Raw genomic sequence first — 19,313 nt, 5'->3', positions numbered from 1 at the left:
GCTAACGCCGGCTAGGTTTAACTTTTGCAGGGGTCTACGTGAATTGCACACGTACCATGAACCCCTGGACCTGGTCCGCGAGCGGTCACCGGAACGTCCTGTCGCACTTGTGCGACCGGACGCGGTGTCGGTAGCGGCGCGCTGGTTCCAGGCTGAATTTAAAGGCGATGTCTTTTACGCGGTGAAGGCCAACCCTTCGCCGTGGGTGATCCACGAGCTGGTCAAGGCCGGCGTGCGGTCATTCGACGTCGCATCGCTCAACGAGATCGAGCTGGTGGGCGAACACGCCCCGGGTTCGCGCATGGCCTTCATGCATCCGGTCAAGAGCCGGGTTGCGATCTCGGCCGCCTATTTCGATCACGGCGTGCGGACCTTCTCGTTCGACACCCATGAAGAGCTGGCCAAGATCCTCGACGCGACCGGTAACGCCAAGGACCTCAACCTGATCGTCCGCATGGGCGTGCAGGCCGAGGGCGCGGCCTACAGCCTGTCGGGCAAGTTCGGCGTCGAGCCGCACAACGCCCCGGCCCTGCTGCTGGCCGCCCGCCGCGCCACCCAGGATCTGATGGGCGTATCGTTCCACGTCGGCAGCCAGTGCATGCGTCCCACCGCCTATCAGGCGGCGATGGCCCAGGCCTCGCGCGCCCTGGTGCGGGCCGGCGTGCTGGCTGATGTCGTGGACGTGGGCGGCGGTTTCCCGTCGATCTATCCCGGCATGGTGCCCCCGGACATGTCCGAGTACCTGGCCGCCATCGACCGCGGTTTTGCCGAAATGATGGTCCACGAGTCGACCCAGCTGTGGTGCGAACCCGGCCGGGCCCTGGTGGCCGAAGCCTCGTCGCTGCTGGTCAAGGTCGAGCTGAAGAAGGGCGACGCGCTCTATCTGAACGACGGGTCATACGGCTCGCTGTTCGATGCGGCGCACATGAAGTGGCCCTTCCCGGTCAAGGCCTATCGCAAGAACGGCGAAGTGGTGGAAGACGGCCTCAAGCCCTTCCGCTTCTATGGACCCACCTGCGACAGCGTCGACCACATGCCCGGCCCCTTCTACCTGCCCGAAAGCGTGGACGAAGGCGACTATATCGAGATCGGCATGCTGGGCGCATACGGCGTGGCCATGTCGACCCGCTTCAACGGCTTTGGCGAGAACGAGACCGTCGAGGTCCAGGACGCGCCGATGGCCTCGATGTACGGCCTGGCCAAGCGCTCGATCCCGACCCACAAGCCGGAGTCGGAAGAGCGCAAGGTCGTGCGGTTCTCGCGTCCCAAGGGCGCGGCCGGCAAGCGCAAGCGTCGTCGTTGATTTGACGTGTTAGGCGTTTAGACGTTCAAGCGCCGTGAGGACCTCCCCAGTCACTGCGGGCCACCTCTCCCTTCGGGGAGGTGGCCTGGAGGGCCGGAGGGGGCCGTCACGGCGCAAAACCTGTTTCCCCCGCCGGTTGCTCCGTCCCGGCGAAGGGTTTCGACCAACGACGGGCGTCCAAAGTCAGGGAAACCGAAGCGATGAACGCTCCCGTTCCGAATACAAAAGCCGAACTGCTCCAGAACGTGGTCGAGCACATCGACATCACGTCCTTCGACGCCCGCCCGATCATCGACGCCATGCGCAAGATGAGCTTCTCCAGCCGCGACACCGCCCGCGCCGCTGACATCTTCAACATGGCCCTGGAAGACCAGTCCTGCTCGCCGTGGCTGATCCTGGCCGGTTCGACCTCGGCCGGCGGCTGCATGCACGTCTATCGCGACATGGTGCAGAACGGCATGATCGACGCCGTGGTCGCCACGGGTGCCAGCATCGTCGACATGGATTTCTTCGAGGCCCTGGGCTTCAAGCACTATCAGGCCGCCGGCCCGGTCGACGACAATGTGCTGCGCGACAACTATATCGACCGCATCTACGATACCTATATCGACGAGGAAGAGCTCCAGAACTGCGATCACACGATCCTGGAGATCTGCAATCGCCTGGAGCCGCGCGCCTATTCCAGCCGCGAGTTCATCTGGGAAATGGGCAAGTGGCTGTCTGAGGGCAACGCCAAGAAGCCCGGCTCGCTGATCCAGACCGCCTATGAGCAGGGCGTGCCGATCTTCTGCCCGGCCTTCGTCGACAGCTCGGCCGGCTTTGGCCTGGTCAAGCACCAGAAGGAGCGCATCGCCGCCAAGCAGCCCTATCTGATGATCGACGCGGTCGCCGACTTCCGCGAACTGACCGACATCAAGATTGCGGCCGGCACGACGGGTCTGTTCATGGTGGGCGGCGGCGTTCCCAAGAACTTCGCCCAGGACACCGTGGTCTGCGCCGAGATCCTCGGCGTCGAAGCCGACATGCACAAGTACGCCATCCAGATCACCGTCGCCGACGTGCGCGACGGCGCCTGCTCGTCCTCGACCCTGAAAGAGGCCGCCAGCTGGGGCAAGGTCAACACCACCCATGAGCAGATGGTCTTTGCCGAAGCCACCACCGTGGTGCCGCTGATCGCCTCGGACGCCTATCACCGCGAAGCCTGGAAGGGCCGCGAGCGTCCGCGCTGGAACAAGCTGTTCGGCAAGTAAGGCCCGACGGCTCAGGCCTGAAACAGAAAGGTCCCTTCGACGCCGTCGAGGGGGCCTTTTTTGTGGCTCGCACTTGCCCCCACCTGACCTGCTGCGCAGGTCGTCCGCCCCCAGAGGGGGCAGATGATCCCGTCTTCCCCCTTTGGGGGAGGAGGATGCGCAGCATCCGGAGGGGGCCAGTGAGCTGCCCGCCTCCTACAGCGTCTGTCCGCGCAGCAATCTCGGCAGGTCGCCGACCGCGCCGCCGGCCTCGTGCATGAAGAAGCGCCGGGCCGGGGCGATGCGGTTGACCACCGCCAGGCCGACGCCGCGCGCGGCGCGCAGAACGGGATTGTCGTTGGAGAACAGGCGGACGAAGGCGTCGAAGGCCAGGGCGTTGGTCACGGTGTCGAACCGCCGCCAGCGGGCATAGCGCTCCAGCACCACGTCACTGCCGATATCCTCGCCGCCTCGCAGGGCCTCGACCAGCACCTCGGCCAGGGCGGCCGCATCCTTGAGGCCGAGATTGAGCCCCTGTCCGGCGATCGGGTGCACGCCGTGGGCGGCGTCGCCGATCAAGGCGAGGCGCGGCGCGACCAGCCGTTCGGCCAGTTGCAGCGACAGCGGATAGACAAAGATCGGCCCGACGATCTCGACCGCGCCGAGGAACTCGCCGAACCGCCGCATCAAATGGGCCTGGAAGGCCTCGGGCCGGGCCCCGCGCAGGGCTTCGGCCCGCTCCGTGCTCTCGGTCCAGACCAGGCTGGCGCGGTTACCGGTCAGGGGCAGGATGGCGAACGGGCCGCTGGGCAGGAAATATTCGTGGGCCACGCCCTCGTGCGGGCGCTCCATCTTCACGGTGGCCACCACCCCGCTCTGGCCATAGCCCCAGCCGATCTCGCCGATGCCGGCCGCCTTGCGCAGGACCGAGCCCCGTCCCTCGGCGCTGACGGCCAGAGGTGCGGACAGCACCCGGCCGTCAGCCAGGGTCAGCCGCGCGCCGGTGGCATCGACCGCCAGATTGGTTGCCGCCATCGGCGCGATCACGGGAATGGCCTTGTCGGTGACGGCCTTTGAGAGCGCCGCGCGGATCTGGCGGTTCTCGATCAGATAGCCGAGCGGCTCGCCGTCCGAACGGTCGGCGATCTCGCTGGAGTCGAAGCGCAGGAAGGCGGGCGACGCGCCGCGCGCGCTGGCGCTGGGCGTGCGGCCGTCGGTGACCAGGATCTGCTCGATCCGCTGGGCATGGGGCTCAAGCGCCTCGCCGGCCCCGATCGTGCGCCACTGGCGAAAGCTGGAATAGGCGATGGCCGAGGAACGGCCGTCGAAGGTCGGGGCCAGCTGGGCCTCGAACGGCTGGGGATCGACCAGTAGCGGCCGCAAGCCGCCTGAGGCCAGGGCCAGGGCCAGTGTGGACCCGGCCATGCCGGCTCCCGCGATGATCACATCGGCGTCGTGCGTGCGCATGCCCCGGATATGGGCCGCAGGCGCGGGGGTGTCCAGAGCGGGTCATCAATTCGATGACCCGCCCTTGAACCCTAGACCTTCAACCGCCCGATCAGCGCGCTGGTCGAGGGATCGTGGCTGCCCACGGCCCCGCTCTCCAGCTCCGGCAGGATACGGCCGGCCATCACCTTGCCCAGCTCAACGCCCCACTGGTCGAAGCTGTTGATGCCCCAGATCACGCCCTCGACGAAGGTCTTGTGCTCATAGAGGGCGATCAGGGCCCCGAAGGTCTGCGGCGTCAGGCGCTCCAGCAGCAGCAAGGTCGAGGGCCGGTTGCCGGCGAAGGTGCGCTGCGGGGCCAGGGTGGCGATCTCGGCTTCAGACACGCCCTTGGCCGTCAGCTCGGCCACCACGTCGTCCGTCGTTCGCCCGACCATGAAGGCCTCGGCCTGGGCCAGCAGGTTGGACAGCAGCTTTTCGTGCATGCCGGCCGGGCCTTCGTCGGATTTGGCCAGGCCGATCAGCTCCATGGGCGTGATGTCGGTCCCCTGGTGCATGCACTGGAAATAGGCGTGCTGGACGTTGGTGCCTTCGTCGCCGAACACCACCGTGGCGGTGCCGCGCTTGGCCGGCCGGCCGTCGGGCCCGACCGACTTGCCGTTGCTCTCCATCTCCAGCTGCTGGAGGAACGAGGCCAGGCGGCGCAGGCGGTGCGAATAGGGCACGACCGAGCGGGCGCGGCGGTCCAGGCCGTTGCGGTTGAAGATCTGGGCCAAGGCGACCAGCACCGGGGCGTTCTTCTCGAGCGAGGCGGTGCGGAAATGCTCGTCCATGGCCGCGCCGCCGTCCAGGAAGCCCTGGAAGGCGTCCCAGCCGCAGGCCACGGCCACCGAGAGGCTGACCGACGACCACAGTGAATAGCGACCGCCCACCCAGTCCCAGAAGCCGAACACACGGTCATCGGCCACGCCGAAGGCCGCGGTCTTGTCCAGCGCCGTTGAGATGGCGGCCAGGTGCAGGTTGGCCCCAGACTCGCCGAGGGCCTCAACCAGCCAGGCGCGAGCCGCGGTGGCGTTGGACAGGGTCTCCTGGGTGGTGAAGGTCTTGGAGACGATGATGACCAGGGTCCCTTCGGGATCCATGTCCGCCGTGGTCAGGGCGAACTCGGCCCCGTCGACATTGGCCACAAAGCGCAGGTCGATATCTGGCCGTACCGGCCGCAGGGCGTCCCACAGCAGGCGGGGGCCCAGATCGCTGCCGCCGATGCCGATATGCAGGATGGCCCTGAACGGCTTGCCGGTGGCCCCGACGATCGCGCCGGAGCGAACCGCCTCGCTGAAGGTCTTCATCCGCTGGCGGACGGCCTCGACCTCGGCCATCACCGGAACGCCGGCGGCCTTGAAATCGGCTTCCGCTGGCGCGCGCAGGGCGGTGTGCAGCACGGCCCGGCCCTCGGAGCTGTTGATCGCCTCACCCCCGAACATCCGGGCCCGCGCGCCTTCCACGTCGGCGGCGTGGGCCAGGTCGAGGGCGGCTTCCAGGCCCGCCTCGTCCCAGGCCTGCTTGGAGAGGTCAAGGTGCAGGCCCGCCACATTGAGCGTCAGCGCCTCGAGCCTTCCAGGCTCGGCGTCGAACAGCTCCACGATGCGCTTGTCGCCGGCGGCCTTGGCTGCGGCTTCCAGGCGGGTCCAGGCGATTTCGATGTCGGCCATGCGAGCGTCCTTCCGGTCTTGGTAAATCGGCGTTTACCCGCAGGGGCTTACCAAACGGATACCGCAGCGTCATGAAGACCAATGATGTTTTCGCGGGGAGAATGTCATGTCCTGCAGTGCCGTCGCCGTTTCCGCCATGCTCTGGCTCGCTTCGGGCAGCAGTGCGCCCCTGCAGGCCGCGCCGCCGGCCGCCACCGCGCCGGCCTCGGTCGCGGCCGAGCCCCTGTTCGCCGACATCATCCGCCGCGCGAAGCAGCTGAAAGCCCAGACCGAGGCCTATCGCCGCCAACTGGGGACTGACCCCGCCGCCCCGGCCATGCCCCTGAACGACCTGGAGGGGTTCGGCGCCCGGATCGGCGAGCTGTCGGCGCTCGACATGAAAGGCCACGTCACCCTGAAGGAGCGCGGCGCGGTCGATGACCTCAAATGCATCCTGCGCGGCATCAGTCAGGACCTGCCCGACAAGCTGGCGGCCATGCGGGCGGCTACAACCGTCAAGGCCCAGGATCTGGCCCTGCGCGACATGGTCTATCTGCTCAATGACAATGTCGAGGTGATCACCGCCCCGCCGACGCCGCCCGCCTGAGGCCTCGCGACGCTCAAGCTTGAGCATAAGGCCATCACCCTGCCCCAAATCTTGCTATAGCTGCCGGCATCCTCGCCCCAGCCCCTTCGAGACCATGGCCCCGCGCTCGCCGACCCTGCTCCCCGCCTCCGCCGCTGTGGCCCTGACCCTGGCCCTGGCCGGCTGCACGACCTCGACCCATGAGACGGTCTATATTCCGGTCGTCGCCCCAACCCCGCCCAGCTCCCTGACGCCGCAGCCGGTGGTGCTGTTCAACCAGACCAAGGCCGGGCGCAAGCTGTTCACCCTGGACGCCGAGTTCCCCTATTGCGACGTCGAGACCGGGAAGGTCATCGTCGTGCCGCGCTGGTATGTCACCGACTTCGCCAGCGTCCCCTGGTACGGCCAGAGCTTCATCGATCCGCAGGGTCCGACCGCCCGCGCCGCCATCATCCACGACTGGCTCTATGCCATCGGCGAGCCGGGCAAACGCGAAGAGGCCGACGCCATCTTCCTGCGGGCCATGCTGCGCTATGGCGTGCCCAGCTTCCAGGCCAATATCGCCTATCAGGCCGTGCGCACGGGCGGCGAGAAGGGCTATGGCCTGCCGGGCGACTGGATGTTCATCGACCCCAAGCGGCAAGAGGTTCGCCAGCCCCAGCCCTTCGCCAAGCCGCGCACCGGCGCAGTGCGGGTGATGCCCAAGTGCCAGGGCTTCGGGGCCCTGATCCAGACTGGCTGGCGCGCCTATCCGATCAAGGCGCCCACCGTCTACGTCCCGCCGCCCGTGGTGGTGACCAAGACCCCGCTGGACGAGATCAAGAACAAGCTGCCCTGGCCGGGCGACGGGAAGAAGAAGTAGGCGGCGATCGGGCGTTCCCCCACTAAGCGTCCCCCCACTAAGCGTCCCCCCACTAAGCGTCCTTGTACTTCACCGCGCAGCCATAGGGGGCCACATAGGGCGTCGCCACCTTGCGGCCGGCCTTGAGATCGCCGAGGGCGGCGGCGACCAGGTTCTTCGCCGTCTTCAGGTCCTCGACCTTCGAGCTGGGCTTGTCATCGATGGCACCCTCATAGACCACGCTCCCGGTTCTATCGATGACGAACATGTGCGGGGTGGTCTTGGCCTTGTAGGCGGTGGCCACGGTCCCGTCGGCGTCGAGCAGCACGGTGGTGGGCTTGGCACCCTTGGCGGTCATCCAGCTTTTGGCCGCAGCGCCGTCGGCGAAATAGCCCTGTTTGCCCGGGGCCGACGAGGCGATGGTCAGCCACACCACGCCATCGGCCGCAGCGGCCTGCTGCAGTCCCTGCATGTTGCCCGAATAGTGCTTCTTCACAAAGGGGCAGCCCTCGTTGACCCATTCCAGGACCACGGTCTTCCCCCGAAATTCAGCCAGGGATCGCGTCTTCCCGTCCATGTCGCGGGCGGTGAAGGCCGGCGCCGGGGCGGCGTGCACCAGGCCGGGCGCGGCGACCGCAACCAGCGGCAGGCCGGCGACCAAAAGGCGGCGGGTAACCAGATGACGTGAAGCAGACATGGCGAGCTCCTTGATGGCAGAGTTCCCCCTCGCCTCGTCAGCTTGTCACAGCACGCCGTGATCTGAAAAGCCCCTTACAGGGCCGCCTTCTCGATGGCCTCGATCACCATGCCCTCGGTCAGCAGCTGCGGCAGGATCACCGGATCACCGCCCTTGGCCGGATAGACCAGGTACAGCGGCACCCCCGCCCGGCCATGCTCGGCCAGGGCAGCGGCGATGGTGGCGTCGCGGTTGGTCCAGTCGGCTTTCAGCAGCACAGCGTTCTGGTCCTTGAAGGCCTGGGCCACGGCGGGGCCCGACATGGCGACCTTCTCATTGACCTTGCAGGTGACGCACCAGGCGGCGGTGAAATCGACCAGCACAGGGCGACCCTCGGCGCGCAGGGCGGCCAGCTTTTCCGGCGACCAGGGCTCGGAAGCGAGGCCGGGACCAGCCGGTGCGGCGGCGCCGGACGCGGCGGCGGCCACCGGCGGCGGGGCTTTCAAGGTCAGAGCGATCAGGCCCACGGCACCGGCAAGCGACAGCAGGGCCAGAACCAGGGCCACAGGCGCTGGCTTGCCCGCGACGCGGCGACCCTGCGCGTGACCATAGAGCCAGGCCGAAAACGCTGTCAGCACGGCGGCAGCCAGGATCTGGCCCAGGGCGATGGCGTCGGTCTGCTGGCTATAGACCCAGACCAGCCAGGCGGCCGTGCCGTACATCGGGAAGGCTAGGCCCTTTTTCAGCATGTCCATCCATGGGCCGGGACGCGGCAGGCGCCTCAGCAAGGCGGGGGCGAAGGCCAGCAGCACGAACGGCGCGGCAAAGCCCAAAGCAAGGGCCAGGAACACCGCGAGCGAGACCAGCGGCGGCTGGGTCAGGGCAAAGCCCAGCGCGCCGGCCATGAACGGCGCCGTGCAGGGCGCGGCCACCACGACGGCGAGCGCGCCGGTGAAGAAGGCCCCGGCTGCGCCGTCCTTGCTCGATACGCCAGCGCCCACGCCCTGGACCGAGGTTCCGAACTCGAAGACCCCCGACATGTTCAGCGCGACCAGCAGCATCACCAGGGCCAGGGCCCCGACCACCACGGGCGATTGCAGCTGGAAGCCCCAGCCCACGGCCGCTCCGCCGGCCCGCACCGCGATCAGCAACCCGGCCAGGGCCAGGAAGGTTGCGACCACCCCGGCCAGGAAGGCCAGGCCCTGCAGGCGGGTCTTGCCGGCGTCATGGGCGTGGCCGGCCAGGCTGGCGGCCTTCATCGACAGCACCGGAAAAACGCAGGGCATCAGGTTGAGGATCAGTCCGCCCAGAAAGGCAAACAGCAGGGCGGCGGCCAGGCCGATCAAACCAGCGCCGCCCTTGGCGGCGGGCGGCGGGCCAAGCCCCATGGCGCCGGCGGGCGGCGCGCCCGGCGTGGCGGTGATCTCGAACGCCTGGCCGGGCAGCGACAGCACGCCCGATACCTGCTCCGGGGCCGTGCCTGAGGTGAAGTCATAGCCCGGCGCCACGCTCAGGGTCAGGCCCTCGGCACCACGCTCGATGGCCTGCACGGCGGCGTGGTCCAGCACCTTGGCCGAATAGGGATAGAAATAGGCACCCGCCATGTCGGCGCCCTTCAGCGGCGCGCCGGTCACCGCCAGTTTCAGCACGCCGTCCTTGAGGGCGAACACGGCCTTGAGGCCAGAAGGCTTGGGGGCCTTGGCCAGGGTCTGGGCGACGACCGCGCCCCATTTGGGATCGGCCGAAGGCGTTCCGGCCACCACGGGCAGGTCCAGGGTGACCACCGCGTCCTCGGGAATGCAGATCTCTTCGCAGACCAGGAAGGCGGCGGCGGCTTTCAGCGTGACGGTCGAACCGGGCCTGGCGTCGGCCGGCACGGCAATCGGCACGGGCAGCAGCACCTGGCCCGTATAGGCATAGTCAAGCAGCGGTCCGACCCGCTTCTTTTCCGGCGTCGGCCACACGATATCGCCCGCGCTCCACCCTGCGGGCAAGGTCCAGACGATCTTGGTGGCGTCGCCCGCATCGCCGGGATTACGCCAATAGGTGTGCCAGCCGGGCTGGATCTTGTGGCGCAGGGCCACGTAGATCGTGCCGCCCGGCACGGCGGCGGCCTCCTGAGCGACCAGCTCGACCTCGATATGGCCGGTCTGGACCGGTCCGGCCGCCAGGGCGAAGCCGGACATCAGCCCCGCCAGCAGCACGCCCTGCAGGGTGGCGACAAGTCGTTTGATCAACATCGGAGCGTGCTCAGGGCAAAGACGGGGAACGACACATGGCCCGGACAGGCGCTCTCGACAAGCACCCGGTGAGCATGGACAGTCCCTGACCATTTCAGCGTGAGATCGCCCATGCCCGCCGCCTTTGACGAAATCGAGATTGGCCAGGTTGTTTCCCTGGGAACCCGGGCGGTGGACGGCCGGTCACTGGAGGCCTTCATCGCCGCCTTCACCCCGGGCTGGCCGGTCGAGAACGGCGCGCCCGATGCCATGACCTTCGCCATCTGGTCGCGGCTGGACAGCGAATCCAGCGCCGCCTGGCCCCAGACCAAGCGCGTAGGCGTCGACGCCCTGCGCTGGATGCGCAACCCGCCCGTCGGCGAACTGCTGCGCGGCCGCATGACGGTGATGGGCAAGGACCCGGTCGGCGAAGGCAAGGGCATCATCATCGCCCAGCACGATCTGCTCGACGAGGCGGGGCGGCTGGTGTTTTCGTGCCTGACCCGGAGCATTTTCGCGCGGTAGGGGGGGGGGCCTGAACGGCTAGGCGGCGCCAAGAGCGCTCCCTGGAGCAGCTCCAGACTCCGGACCTTCATTCCGAGCCATCCAATGCCGAGGCCCGACGCAAGTCGGGCCTACGGACCGCGTTTCAAAGCGCCGCATGGGCAACTTGAAACGCGGCGGTCGATATACGGCAAGCTTACAATAACTTCTGGCCGGGTATCGAATGCAATTGGGGAAGCGTTTTGGCCTCTGGATTGTGGCATGACGCCTTCGGCTCAGCTGATATCGACCTTCATGGCGATGTCCCAAGTACCGGTGCCATTCTTTGCTAAGCCGATCATCATCAGGCCGAGCGCCTCAAGCGTTTGGGCCATCTGAAGACCGCCCACGTCGAGCGGACGCAGTCCGAGACTTTTGAGGAAGGTGGAGACGGTCGCCTTGGCCTCCGCATCGTCCGCCGCGAAGAAGGCGTCGAGCTCGCCCCCCTTGGCGAGGACGTGCCCAAAGACCGTGTTGAACGCCTTCACGAGAGGCGTGCCGGCGGGAAGACCCTTCGCGGTCTCCAGCGCACCGGAACTTCCGGCCGGTGTGTCGAGGCCCGAGAGGTCGGCTTTAACCGGATTGGCGACGTCGATGACGACCTTGCCCCCGAGCGCCTCACCGAAGTCGGCGATCGTCGACGCGGCGGCGCTGTAGGGGACGGCGAGGATGACGATGTCGCCTGCAGGCGCGGCGCCGTAGGCCCCCGTGGTCGCGCCGCCCGGCAGTTGGCCGGCCAGGGCTTTAGACTTCGCCGGATCGCGGCTGATGACCTCGACGAGGTGTCCGGCCCGGGCGGTCCGGGTCGCGATGGCGGTGGCCATGGCGCCGGCGCCGATGATGCTGATGGTGCTCATGTTCAGTCTCCTGTTGAATGAAAGTTCGTCTGGTCATCTCCGGACGCAGGGACGTCCGGTCGTTTCACCGGTCAGGCAATGGCGTTATGGAGCGCCGGGAAATAGTGGCCGTTATCCAGATCGGCGATCAGGCCGGGTTGGACGGGCTCCCAGCCGAGGGTCTCGCGGGTGATGCGGTTGGACGCCGGCAGGTCCAGGGTGACGAGGTTGGCAAGAAAGCCGAAGAAGCCCGGCAACATCAGGACGTCGGCGGGAATGGGCACGGCGGGCACGCCCATACGCCGGCCGATGGCCTCGGCGATCTCACGGAACGGGATGCTGTCGCCCTCGACCCCGTGCCAGCTTTTGCCGGCCGGGCTTTTCTCCAGCGCCAGGCGAAAGAGTCTTGCGAGATCGCGGGCATGGATCGCCGGCCAGACGTTCGCGCCATCTCCCGGGTAGCCGACGACACCCTTCTCCTTGGCGAGTCCGATCAGCAGCGGAAGGAAGCCGGCGTCGGTCGTGCTGTGCGCGATCGGAGGGATCCGGATGACCGACGAGCGAACGCCCTGCTCCGCCAAGCCGATCACAGCCAGCTCAACGACGTTGCGGACCCGCAGGGCGCCCTTGTGTGCGTCGCCGCCGGGGAGCGCCGTGTCGTTCTCCGTGGCCGGCCGACCCAAGTTTTCCCACCCAGGCGAGCCAATGCTCGCTGACACGACCAGCGGCTTTCCAGATCCCACCAACGCCTCGCCATAGACCTGCATGATCTGGAGTTCGGCCGCAGCCACCGCATCGAGCCCGCCGGTCGGAAGGAGATCCTGCCGGTGCGCGACGTGGATCACGCCGTCAGCTTCCGCAGCCGCAGCCTTGAGCCCTTCGAGGTCGGAGATATCGCCGCGGCGCGCTGTGGCGCCGAGCGCGGTGACTGCGTCAGCTGACGCGTCTGAGCGGGCCAGGCCGGTGACCTGGTGGCCGGCGGCGATCAGTTCGGGGATGATGTAGGAACCGATATGGCCGGTCCCGCCGGTGACGAATACGTGCATGTCGTCCTTCTTGGTCTTGGTGAGACAGGGTCACGCCTCGCCAGTTTCGCTTAACACCGGACTCTTCGAGACGCCGGTGTTGCCATTTGGGCCGGACCGACTATCTACTGGATCAGTGATCCGAATCGATAATCGGTTCAGTGATCCAGATATATGGATCAGCGATCCATTTTCAATGGCTGACGATGAGATCCGACGCGAAAAAGAACTACGACCACGTTCTCGCGGTCGCGCGCGCCGCCGTTGCAGAGGACGGCCCGGACGTCTCGATGCGAGATATCGCCCGCCAGGCCGGGGTCGGGCTTGCGACGCTGCTACGCCACTTCCCGACGCGGGAAGCGCTGTTTGAGGCGCTGCTCCGCGCCAACCTGGATAAGCTGACGCAGAGGGCTGACGAGCTTGAGGCGTCAACAAAACCCGACGAAGCGCTCTTGTGCTGGCTCCGCGAATGGGTGGCGTTCGCCCTCGTACACAGGGGTGCTGTCGCCATGATGGCGACCGCCCACACCAATCCGGACTCTGCGCTTTACGCGGCCTGTGCGGCCGTGCACGCGGCGAGCGCGCGGCTGCTCCTTCGCGCCCAGGCCGACGGCGTTGCGCGCGCCGACATCACCGGGGACGATCTTTTCGGTTTGATGTCAGCGCTCGGCTGGCTAGTCGATCTTCCCCCATTCGCACCGCGCGCCGATCATCTTCTCCATATCCTAGCAAGCGCCATCCTGACCGAGCGGGCGGTCGAAAGAGGAGGGATCGAAGCGACGGACCCTTAAGTTCGGCCAATGGCCGGGGGGATCGTCTCGGGTTAACCGCGCCGGGGTTGCCGGAGGCCATTTGGCTTAAGTCATGCTGCCATAGCGGACGGCGTGAGCCGCGCCAGATCTCCCCCTTCAGGTGATCCATGTCCGTTGGGCCTTGGCCGCGGCTTGAAGCAGTCCCCAACCCCAGCCCAACAAAAAAGGCGGCGAAGCCGAAGCCCCGCCGCCCAATTTCGAACCTCCCGAAGGAAGCCTGGCTTAGTTCACAGCCACGCCGGCCGCTTGCTGACGCATCATGGCCACAGCGATCAGGCGGTCCCAGCCGACCAGCGACACCAGGTGCGCATAGATCTGGGCCAGGGCGCCGTTGGTCTGCAGGTCGCGCAGCTTCTCGACCGGCAGGGCGTTCAGCTTCTCTTCCGACACGCCGTAATATTCGGCGACGGTCTGGGCCTGGCCAGGCTGGCCGTTGGCGTCGGTCGGGGTGAAGGTGGCCGTCTTCAGTTCGAAGAGGTCCAGTTCCTTCAGCAACTGCACGAACGAGTCGGTGCGGCGGCGTTCGGCTTCGAAGTCGTCGCAGAACTTGATGCAGTTCTGGGTGTATTCGGTCGGCTCGCCCTTCTCGTCGAACAGGGCAGTCTGGCCGGTTTCCGACAGCAGGCTCGAGCCCTTGTCGATGCAGACGATCAGGCGGTCCTGGGTGTCGTCATTGGCCAGCACGAACGGATAGCGGCGGATATAGGCCGGGATATAGACGCCCGGGTCGATTGAGCCGTCGGCGTTGACGAACAGGTTCTCGCCGTTGTTCAGGCCCATGACGGCCAGGGGAACGCGGTCCTCGCCGGCGAAGATCACCGGGAACGACAGGGCGGCCGGGGCGAATTCGGTCACGGTCAGCGGCACGGCGCTGCCGGTGGCGGCGAAGCCGTACGGCTTGTCGTTATGGACGAGCGCGAGCTTGGCATGTTGCTCGCGGTTCAGCGGCTCGGGAGAGACGTAGAACAGAACGTTGCCGGTGATGCCGCCGGTGGACTGGGTCGATTCCATTGATAGCTCTACAAAGGGCTGAAAGGACGGACGCGCAAGACGGACTGCGCCCGCAAAGGCCTGGCGCTTCTAGCCGATCCCGGGGGTTGCGGCAATCGACCCTTCCAGACGGGGGAGAAAGCGCCCGACCTTTCCATCACAGGGCGAGCCGGGCGCGTCTTTCAGGGGGCGATCAGAACCGCAAGGCAAGCCCCGCGCGCAGCGACCGTCCGGGCGAAGGAGCGATGTCCTTCAGGAACGAGGCATGCTCGCGCACCTCCTCGTCGGTCAGGTTGCGACCGTCGAGGAACAGGCGAAGACTGCCATTGCCCCGGGGCTTCCAGGCGACCATGGCGTTCAGGGTCGTATAGGCGTCGGTGGGCAGTTCGCCCTCGGCGACCCGGTCCTGCTCGCCCACATGGCGGGCCTCGGCGCTGGCCGTCCAGTAGCGAGCGTCATAGACGGCCTTGGTCGAGATCGCGTAGGGCGGGATGCGGGCCGGCGGACCCAGGTCCGTGGCCCCGCGCACGAAGTCAGCAGAACCTTCCAGGGTCAGGCTCTGGTCACCGGCGCTCCAGGCCTTGTAGCTGAGCTCCGCCTCAAAGCCCCGGAAGTCGGCGTCGGTCTGGAGGTAGCGATAGACCGCCAGGCCATCTTCCTCATCGCCGGTCGGGCGCAGGTCGATGAAGCCGTTATAGCGGGCCGTGAACAGGTGCAGGTCGGCGCTCAGGCGCTCGCCCGAATAGTGGGCCGTGGCCTCGACCGACCAGGCGGTTTCCTCATCCAGGCTCGCATTGCCGATCTCGAAGCCCCGTGTGGCCACGTGCGGCCCCTCGGCAAACAGCTCCGACTCGGTGGGAGCGCGGCTGTTGCGCGACAGAGCGATGCCGAAGAAGGTCGTCTCCGACGGGCGGGCAAAGACCCCGACCGAGCCCGAGAGATTGGTGAAATCCGCAGCGCCCTTCAGGCTGTCCAGCTCGCGATAGTCGATCCGCAGGCCGCCCTCATAGCCCCAGCCGTCCTTCTCGACCCGCTGCTGGGTGAAGGCGCCGTACTCGGTGATCTTGGTCTTGGGCACATAGGCCTCGTCGCCCTTGGCGTCGAAGTTGCGGCGCAGGGCCTGAACGCCGACCGCGCCCTTCCAGCCATTGCGCTCGGTCTGGACCAGCTCCAGCCGGCCCTCATAGCCGTCCGACATGAACTTCGTGCCCACCGCATCGCCCTCGAACTCGGTGTGCTCATAGTCGGCATGACCACCCGAAAAGCGCAGCTTGGCGAAGGGGCCAAGGTCGCCCTCATATTCGCCGCGCAGGTCGATGCGGGTCTGGGTCAGGCCGATGGTGACGGGGCCTTCTTCTGCGGCGCCTTCTTCCTCATGGGCGTGGCCGGGCACGCCATAGGTCGTGTCGGTGGTCTTGACCGACACGCCGATAAAGCCCTTGTCGCCAATATAAGAGACGCCCGCGCCATAGGCCTTCAGGTCGACGGCGCTGTTGGCCAGCTTGCCGCCGCCGCCTTCGGCGGTCTCGCCTTCCGAGGCCAACTGGCGCGCGGACTCCGGATAGACCGGGATCTCGTAGTCGTCGGCTTCGCGCTTCATGCCGTCCAGGGTCAACACCAGCGGACCGACGGCGGCGTGGATCGCGCCGGAGACGGCATAGCTGTCGTCGCCCGTTGCGCCCGAGGCCAGCAGGCGGCCGCTATAGCCGCCTTCCGGGGCGCGGCTGGCGATGCGGTCGTCGATGATGTTGATCACCCCGCCGATGGCCGAACCGCCATAGGCCAGGGCGGCGGGGCCGCGCAGCACCTCGATCCGCTCGGCCTCGCCGGGATCGGTGGCCACCTGGTGGTCGGGCGACAGGGCGCTGGCGTCGATCTGGCCGACGCCATTGGTCAGCACCTGCACACGCGGGCCGGCCAGGCCGCGCACCACGGGGCGGCTGGCCCCCGCCCCGAAGGCGGTCGAGCGCACGCCCGGCATGCCGTTCAGCAAATCACCCAGGCCGGTCGGGGGAGCCAGGTCCAGGTCGGTACGATCCACCACCGCCACGCTGGCGGTCAGGGCGTCGGCCGACACCTGATAAGGCGCGGCGGTGATGATGACCTTGGACACCTCGGTGTCGGCGGCCGGAGCGTCGGCGGCATGCGCGGACTGGGCGGCGGCGAGGGCCAGCAGGCTGACGGCGGAAAAAATGGCGCGACGCGACATGGCAGGAACCTTGAGTTTGGCCGGGGGAGCGGCCTCGTCTGTCACTGTTATGAAATAACATATCTTATCGTCAAGCCGGTTGATGCTTGACGACTCCTTTCTGGCTCGCACTGTGGCCTTCTGATCAGACGGAGACCCAGGATGCCCCGTAACGCCCTGGTGGCCGCTGCCGTCGGCGGACTATTCATCGCCGGCTGCTCGGCCCTGCAGCCACCCGTTAGAACGCCCTTGACCCAGGCAGCTGGCTCATCGGCCTGGGTGGCACCGCCCAAGGGCTATCTGGGAAGCCAGGGCGCGCTGGACGGCGCGGCCATTATCGGGCCACCGCCGAGCCCCGACTCGCCGCGCGGCAAGGCCGACCGCGCTCAGTTCAATGCCTCGCGCAAGCTGGCGGGCACGCCGGTCTGGACCCAGGCAATTGCTGACGCGGACCTGTCGGGCAAGGAGGGCATGAAGAGTTTTTCCTGTGCGGCGGGGGTGACCCTCAGTCCGGAGGCGACCCCGACCCTGGTGCGGATGCTGCTGCGGATGACCGATGACGCCGCCACCGTCTACCGCCCCGCCAAGGCCGCCTATCAACGCCCTCGCCCGCCGGTAGGCAACACCAAGCCGATCTGTGTACCGCGCGAGCCCTGGATTGCTACCGACGGCTCCTATCCGTCAGGTCACGGCCTGATCGGTTGGTCCTGGGCCCTGGTGATTTCCGAAGTCGCGCCCGAACGGGCCAGCCAGGTCCTGGCGCGGGGGCGCGCGTTCGGCGACAGCCGTCTGATCTGCGGCGTCCATTTCCAGAGCGATGTCGAGGCCGGCCGCTATCTGGGCTCGGCTCTGGTCTCGCAGCTGCACAACGATGCCGCTTTCCAGGCGGATCTGGCTACGGCAAGGGCCGAGGTGGCGGCGTCACGGGCCAACGGCCCGCCGGCCGGGTGTGCTGGATAGGGCCCCCTTCCCCCTCGAAGGGGGGAAGGCTTTGGTCAGGCCGGACGCGGACTGGCCAGCGCGCCATAAAGCTCGGGCCGGCGGTCGCGGAAGAAGCCCCAGGCGGCGCGGTGGGTCTGGAGGAAGTCCAGATCGAAACTGGCCTGCACCAGACCCTCGTCGTCTAGCCCCAGTTCGCTGACCAGGTCGCCGCGATGGTCGGCGATGAAGCTGGAGCCGTAGAAGGACTGGCCACCATTGGGATAGTTCTCCCACGGCTCGAAACCGATGCGGTTGGCACCCACCACCGGGATCACATTGCTGACGGCATGGCCCTGCATGGCCCGCTGCCACGGCAGGGTGGTGTTGAGCGTAGCGTCATGCGGTTCACTGCCGATAGCGGTGGGGTACAGCAGAACCTCGGCCCCCAGCAGGGTCATGGCGCGCGCCGCCTCGGGGTACCACTGGTCCCAGCAGATGCCGACGCCGACCCGGCCAAAGCGGGTGTCCCAGACCTTGAAGCCCGTATCGCCGGGCTTGAAATAGTACTTCTCCTGATAGCCGGGGCCATCAGGGATGTGGCTCTTGCGATAGAGGCCCAGCATCGCGCCGTCGGCGTCAGCCATGACCAGACTGTTGAAATAGTGCGGGCCCTCGCGCTCGAAGATCGAGATCGGGATCACCACACCCAGCTCGCCGGCCAGGGGGGCGATGGCCTTGACCACCGGATGCTCCCGCCACGGATGAGCTTCCGCGAACCACTTCTCTTCCTGGGTGACGCAGAAATACGGCCCCTGGAACAGCTCGGACGGCAGGATCACCTGGGCGCCCCTGGCGGCGGCCTCGCGGATGAAGCCTTCGGTCTTCTTGATATTGGCCTGCAGATCCATCCCGTACGAGGTCTGGATCGCGGCGACGTTCAGGGTGCGGGTCATGCGGGCTCCTGCTGGCTGATGCAGTGGAACGAGCCGCCGCCGGTCAGGATGGCGGTGGACGGCAGGCCGATGACCTCGCGCTCGGGGAACAAGCCCTGGATCACCTCGACGGCGAAGGCGCCCGACTCCTGCGCGTAGATCGGCACGATCACCGCCTCGTTGGCGATCAGAAAGTTCATGTGCGAGGCCGGGATGATCTCGCCGTCGGCGTCGAGGATCTTGCCCGGCGAAGGAACGCGGACCACCTGCAGCGGCGAGCCGCGGCTGTCGGTCATGCCGGCCAGGGTGCGAGCGGTCTCGGCATAGACCTCGGCATTGGGATCGTCGGCTCCGAAGGCCATCGGGCAGGCCACCACGCCAGGCGCGACGAAGCGGGCCAGGTTGTCGATATGGCCGTCGGTGTGATCGTTCAGCAGACCATCGCCCAGCCACAGCACCTTCTTGACGCCCAGCGCCTTCGAAAGCGCCGCGAAGGCCTTGGCCTCGTCGAAGTCGCCGTTGCGGTTCTCGTTGAGCAGGCACTGGCGGGTCGAGAGCACAGTACCCAGGCCGTCATGATCCAGCGAGCCGCCTTCCAGCACAAAGCCGTTGCGAGCCAGGGGCGTGCCCGAGGCCGCTGCGATCTGCTCGGCGACGAGGTCATCGCCCTCCATCTCGAACTTGCCGCCCCAGCCGTTGAATTCGAAGCCGGCGGCGATCGGGCCTTTTGCGGTCTCGACGAAGATCGGGCCGGTGTCGCGCAGCCAGATGTCGCCGAACGTGCCGCGCACGATCTCGACGGCGGTGTCCGATAACAGGGCGCGGGCGGCGGCCTCAGCCTCGTCGCCCACCACCATCAGCCGCACGCGCTCGGCACCGGGGCCGGCAAGGGCGCGGGCCAGGTCAGCCACTTCCTTCTGGGCGACGGGCAGATCCTCCCGCCAAAGCTCGGCGTGGCTGGGAAAGCCCACCCACATCGCGCGATGCGGAGCCCACTCGGCGGGAACGGTCGGGGTCATGGTCAGAACCTGGATCAGAACGGGAGGCGCAAATGGCCCCTGGCGAACCGGGGGTC

The 19,313-nt window shown here is 67.4% G+C and carries 17 protein-coding genes; 7 read left to right on the top strand and 10 right to left on the bottom strand.

Translation table 11 applies throughout. The features are described 5' to 3' along the window. Positions 1–43 precede the first annotated feature (43 nt). Together ACW179_RS06965 and ACW179_RS06960 are read left to right on the top strand one after the other, a co-directional pair. Complete coding sequence (locus ACW179_RS06965; protein WP_492063575.1) at positions 44–1,303, top strand: type III PLP-dependent enzyme; 1,260 nt, start codon at positions 44–46, stop codon at positions 1,301–1,303. A 200-nt stretch (positions 1,304–1,503) separates the two neighbouring features. Further along, positions 1,504–2,553: a 1,9-bis(guanidino)-5-aza-nonane synthase gene (locus ACW179_RS06960; protein WP_492063574.1), complete on the top strand. Its 1,050-nt coding sequence runs from the start codon at positions 1,504–1,506 to the stop codon at positions 2,551–2,553. A 195-nt stretch (positions 2,554–2,748) separates the two neighbouring features. Here the strand turns inward: ACW179_RS06960 and ACW179_RS06955 are convergent, their stop codons facing one another. Beyond that, positions 2,749–3,999: a UbiH/UbiF/VisC/COQ6 family ubiquinone biosynthesis hydroxylase gene (locus ACW179_RS06955; protein ID WP_492063573.1), complete on the bottom strand. Its 1,251-nt coding sequence runs from the start codon at positions 3,997–3,999 to the stop codon at positions 2,749–2,751. 71 nt (positions 4,000–4,070) lie between these two features. Then, the gene (gene pgi, locus ACW179_RS06950) at positions 4,071–5,690 is read right to left on the bottom strand and encodes a glucose-6-phosphate isomerase (protein ID WP_492063572.1); all 1,620 of its coding nucleotides are present in this window, start codon (positions 5,688–5,690) and stop codon (positions 4,071–4,073) included. 106 nt (positions 5,691–5,796) lie between these two features. On the opposite strand from pgi, the gene ACW179_RS06945 reads away from it, so the two are divergent. Both ACW179_RS06945 and ACW179_RS06940 read left to right on the top strand, forming a co-directional pair. Then, a complete protein-coding gene (locus ACW179_RS06945) occupies positions 5,797–6,276 on the top strand; it encodes a hypothetical protein (protein ID WP_492063571.1) in 480 nt (159 codons plus the stop codon). A 94-nt stretch (positions 6,277–6,370) separates the two neighbouring features. Continuing rightward, entirely contained in the window at positions 6,371–7,117 is a 747-nt protein-coding gene (locus ACW179_RS06940) for a DUF1353 domain-containing protein (RefSeq protein WP_492063570.1), read from the top strand. Positions 7,118–7,169: 52 nt separating this feature from the next. On the opposite strand, the gene ACW179_RS06935 is transcribed toward ACW179_RS06940, so the two are convergent. Together ACW179_RS06935 and ACW179_RS06930 are read right to left on the bottom strand one after the other, a co-directional pair. Beyond that, positions 7,170–7,793 carry a thioredoxin family protein gene (locus ACW179_RS06935; RefSeq protein WP_492063569.1) on the bottom strand — a complete coding sequence of 208 codons (624 nt, stop codon included), beginning with the start codon at positions 7,791–7,793 and terminating at the stop codon, positions 7,170–7,172. Positions 7,794–7,867: 74 nt separating this feature from the next. Then, the gene (locus tag ACW179_RS06930; RefSeq protein WP_492063568.1) at positions 7,868–10,012 is read right to left on the bottom strand and encodes a protein-disulfide reductase DsbD family protein; all 2,145 of its coding nucleotides are present in this window, start codon (positions 10,010–10,012) and stop codon (positions 7,868–7,870) included. Positions 10,013–10,123: 111 nt separating this feature from the next. Here ACW179_RS06930 and ACW179_RS06925 point away from each other — a divergent pair, with 111 nt between their 5' ends. Further along, on the top strand, positions 10,124–10,516 hold the full coding sequence (locus ACW179_RS06925; RefSeq protein ID WP_492063567.1) for an acyl dehydratase: 393 nt from the start codon (positions 10,124–10,126) through the stop codon (positions 10,514–10,516). Positions 10,517–10,770: 254 nt separating this feature from the next. Here ACW179_RS06925 and ACW179_RS06920 read toward each other — a convergent pair whose 3' ends face one another. Next, a complete protein-coding gene (locus ACW179_RS06920; protein WP_492063566.1) occupies positions 10,771–11,391 on the bottom strand; it encodes an NADPH-dependent F420 reductase in 621 nt (206 codons plus the stop codon). 71 nt (positions 11,392–11,462) lie between these two features. Further along, the gene (locus ACW179_RS06915) at positions 11,463–12,416 is read right to left on the bottom strand and encodes an SDR family oxidoreductase (protein ID WP_492063565.1); all 954 of its coding nucleotides are present in this window, start codon (positions 12,414–12,416) and stop codon (positions 11,463–11,465) included. Positions 12,417–12,556: 140 nt separating this feature from the next. Between ACW179_RS06915 and ACW179_RS06910 the strand changes: the two genes are divergently transcribed. Beyond that, positions 12,557–13,186, top strand: coding sequence for a TetR/AcrR family transcriptional regulator (locus ACW179_RS06910; protein ID WP_492063564.1), 630 nt, complete (start codon positions 12,557–12,559; stop codon positions 13,184–13,186). 243 nt (positions 13,187–13,429) lie between these two features. On the opposite strand, the gene ACW179_RS06905 is transcribed toward ACW179_RS06910, so the two are convergent. Both ACW179_RS06905 and ACW179_RS06900 read right to left on the bottom strand, forming a co-directional pair. Next, the gene (locus tag ACW179_RS06905; RefSeq protein ID WP_492063563.1) at positions 13,430–14,218 is read right to left on the bottom strand and encodes a SapC family protein; all 789 of its coding nucleotides are present in this window, start codon (positions 14,216–14,218) and stop codon (positions 13,430–13,432) included. A gap of 172 nt (positions 14,219–14,390) precedes the next feature. After that, the gene (locus ACW179_RS06900) at positions 14,391–16,406 is read right to left on the bottom strand and encodes a TonB-dependent receptor (protein ID WP_492063562.1); all 2,016 of its coding nucleotides are present in this window, start codon (positions 16,404–16,406) and stop codon (positions 14,391–14,393) included. A gap of 141 nt (positions 16,407–16,547) precedes the next feature. Here ACW179_RS06900 and ACW179_RS06895 point away from each other — a divergent pair, with 141 nt between their 5' ends. Then, positions 16,548–17,345, top strand: coding sequence for an acid phosphatase (locus ACW179_RS06895; RefSeq protein WP_492063561.1), 798 nt, complete (start codon positions 16,548–16,550; stop codon positions 17,343–17,345). 35 nt (positions 17,346–17,380) lie between these two features. Here ACW179_RS06895 and aguB read toward each other — a convergent pair whose 3' ends face one another. Then, positions 17,381–18,259, bottom strand: coding sequence for an N-carbamoylputrescine amidase (gene aguB / locus ACW179_RS06890; protein ID WP_492063560.1), 879 nt, complete (start codon positions 18,257–18,259; stop codon positions 17,381–17,383). Then, on the bottom strand, positions 18,256–19,257 hold the full coding sequence (locus ACW179_RS06885; RefSeq protein WP_492063559.1) for an agmatine deiminase family protein: 1,002 nt from the start codon (positions 19,255–19,257) through the stop codon (positions 18,256–18,258). Before ACW179_RS06885 ends, aguB begins: the two co-directional genes overlap by 4 nt. Positions 19,258–19,313 lie beyond the last annotated feature (56 nt).

Source organism: Caulobacter sp. AVps18, assembly GCF_058681425.1.
The sequence above is the reverse complement of the archived record's forward strand: the minus strand, read 5'-3'. Positions and strand labels throughout refer to the sequence as shown.

Excerpts from the sequence above, each read along its gene's own strand:
- ACW179_RS06905 (WP_492063563.1), bottom strand. The coding sequence starts at position 14,218 with ATGGAATCGACCCAGTCCACCGGCGGCATCACCGGCAACGTTCTGTTC.
- ACW179_RS06955 (WP_492063573.1), bottom strand. The coding sequence starts at position 3,999 with ATGCGCACGCACGACGCCGATGTGATCATCGCGGGAGCCGGCATGGCC.
- ACW179_RS06920 (WP_492063566.1), bottom strand. The coding sequence starts at position 11,391 with ATGAGCACCATCAGCATCATCGGCGCCGGCGCCATGGCCACCGCCATC.
- pgi (WP_492063572.1), bottom strand. The coding sequence starts at position 5,690 with ATGGCCGACATCGAAATCGCCTGGACCCGCCTGGAAGCCGCAGCCAAG.
- ACW179_RS06945 (WP_492063571.1), top strand. The coding sequence starts at position 5,797 with ATGTCCTGCAGTGCCGTCGCCGTTTCCGCCATGCTCTGGCTCGCTTCG.
- ACW179_RS06960 (WP_492063574.1), top strand. The coding sequence starts at position 1,504 with ATGAACGCTCCCGTTCCGAATACAAAAGCCGAACTGCTCCAGAACGTG.
- ACW179_RS06900 (WP_492063562.1), bottom strand. The coding sequence starts at position 16,406 with ATGTCGCGTCGCGCCATTTTTTCCGCCGTCAGCCTGCTGGCCCTCGCC.
- ACW179_RS06930 (WP_492063568.1), bottom strand. The coding sequence starts at position 10,012 with ATGTTGATCAAACGACTTGTCGCCACCCTGCAGGGCGTGCTGCTGGCG.
- ACW179_RS06915 (WP_492063565.1), bottom strand. The coding sequence starts at position 12,416 with ATGCACGTATTCGTCACCGGCGGGACCGGCCATATCGGTTCCTACATC.
- ACW179_RS06925 (WP_492063567.1), top strand. The coding sequence starts at position 10,124 with ATGCCCGCCGCCTTTGACGAAATCGAGATTGGCCAGGTTGTTTCCCTG.
- ACW179_RS06940 (WP_492063570.1), top strand. The coding sequence starts at position 6,371 with ATGGCCCCGCGCTCGCCGACCCTGCTCCCCGCCTCCGCCGCTGTGGCC.
- ACW179_RS06885 (WP_492063559.1), bottom strand. The coding sequence starts at position 19,257 with ATGACCCCGACCGTTCCCGCCGAGTGGGCTCCGCATCGCGCGATGTGG.
- ACW179_RS06895 (WP_492063561.1), top strand. The coding sequence starts at position 16,548 with ATGCCCCGTAACGCCCTGGTGGCCGCTGCCGTCGGCGGACTATTCATC.
- ACW179_RS06935 (WP_492063569.1), bottom strand. The coding sequence starts at position 7,793 with ATGTCTGCTTCACGTCATCTGGTTACCCGCCGCCTTTTGGTCGCCGGC.
- aguB (WP_492063560.1), bottom strand. The coding sequence starts at position 18,259 with ATGACCCGCACCCTGAACGTCGCCGCGATCCAGACCTCGTACGGGATG.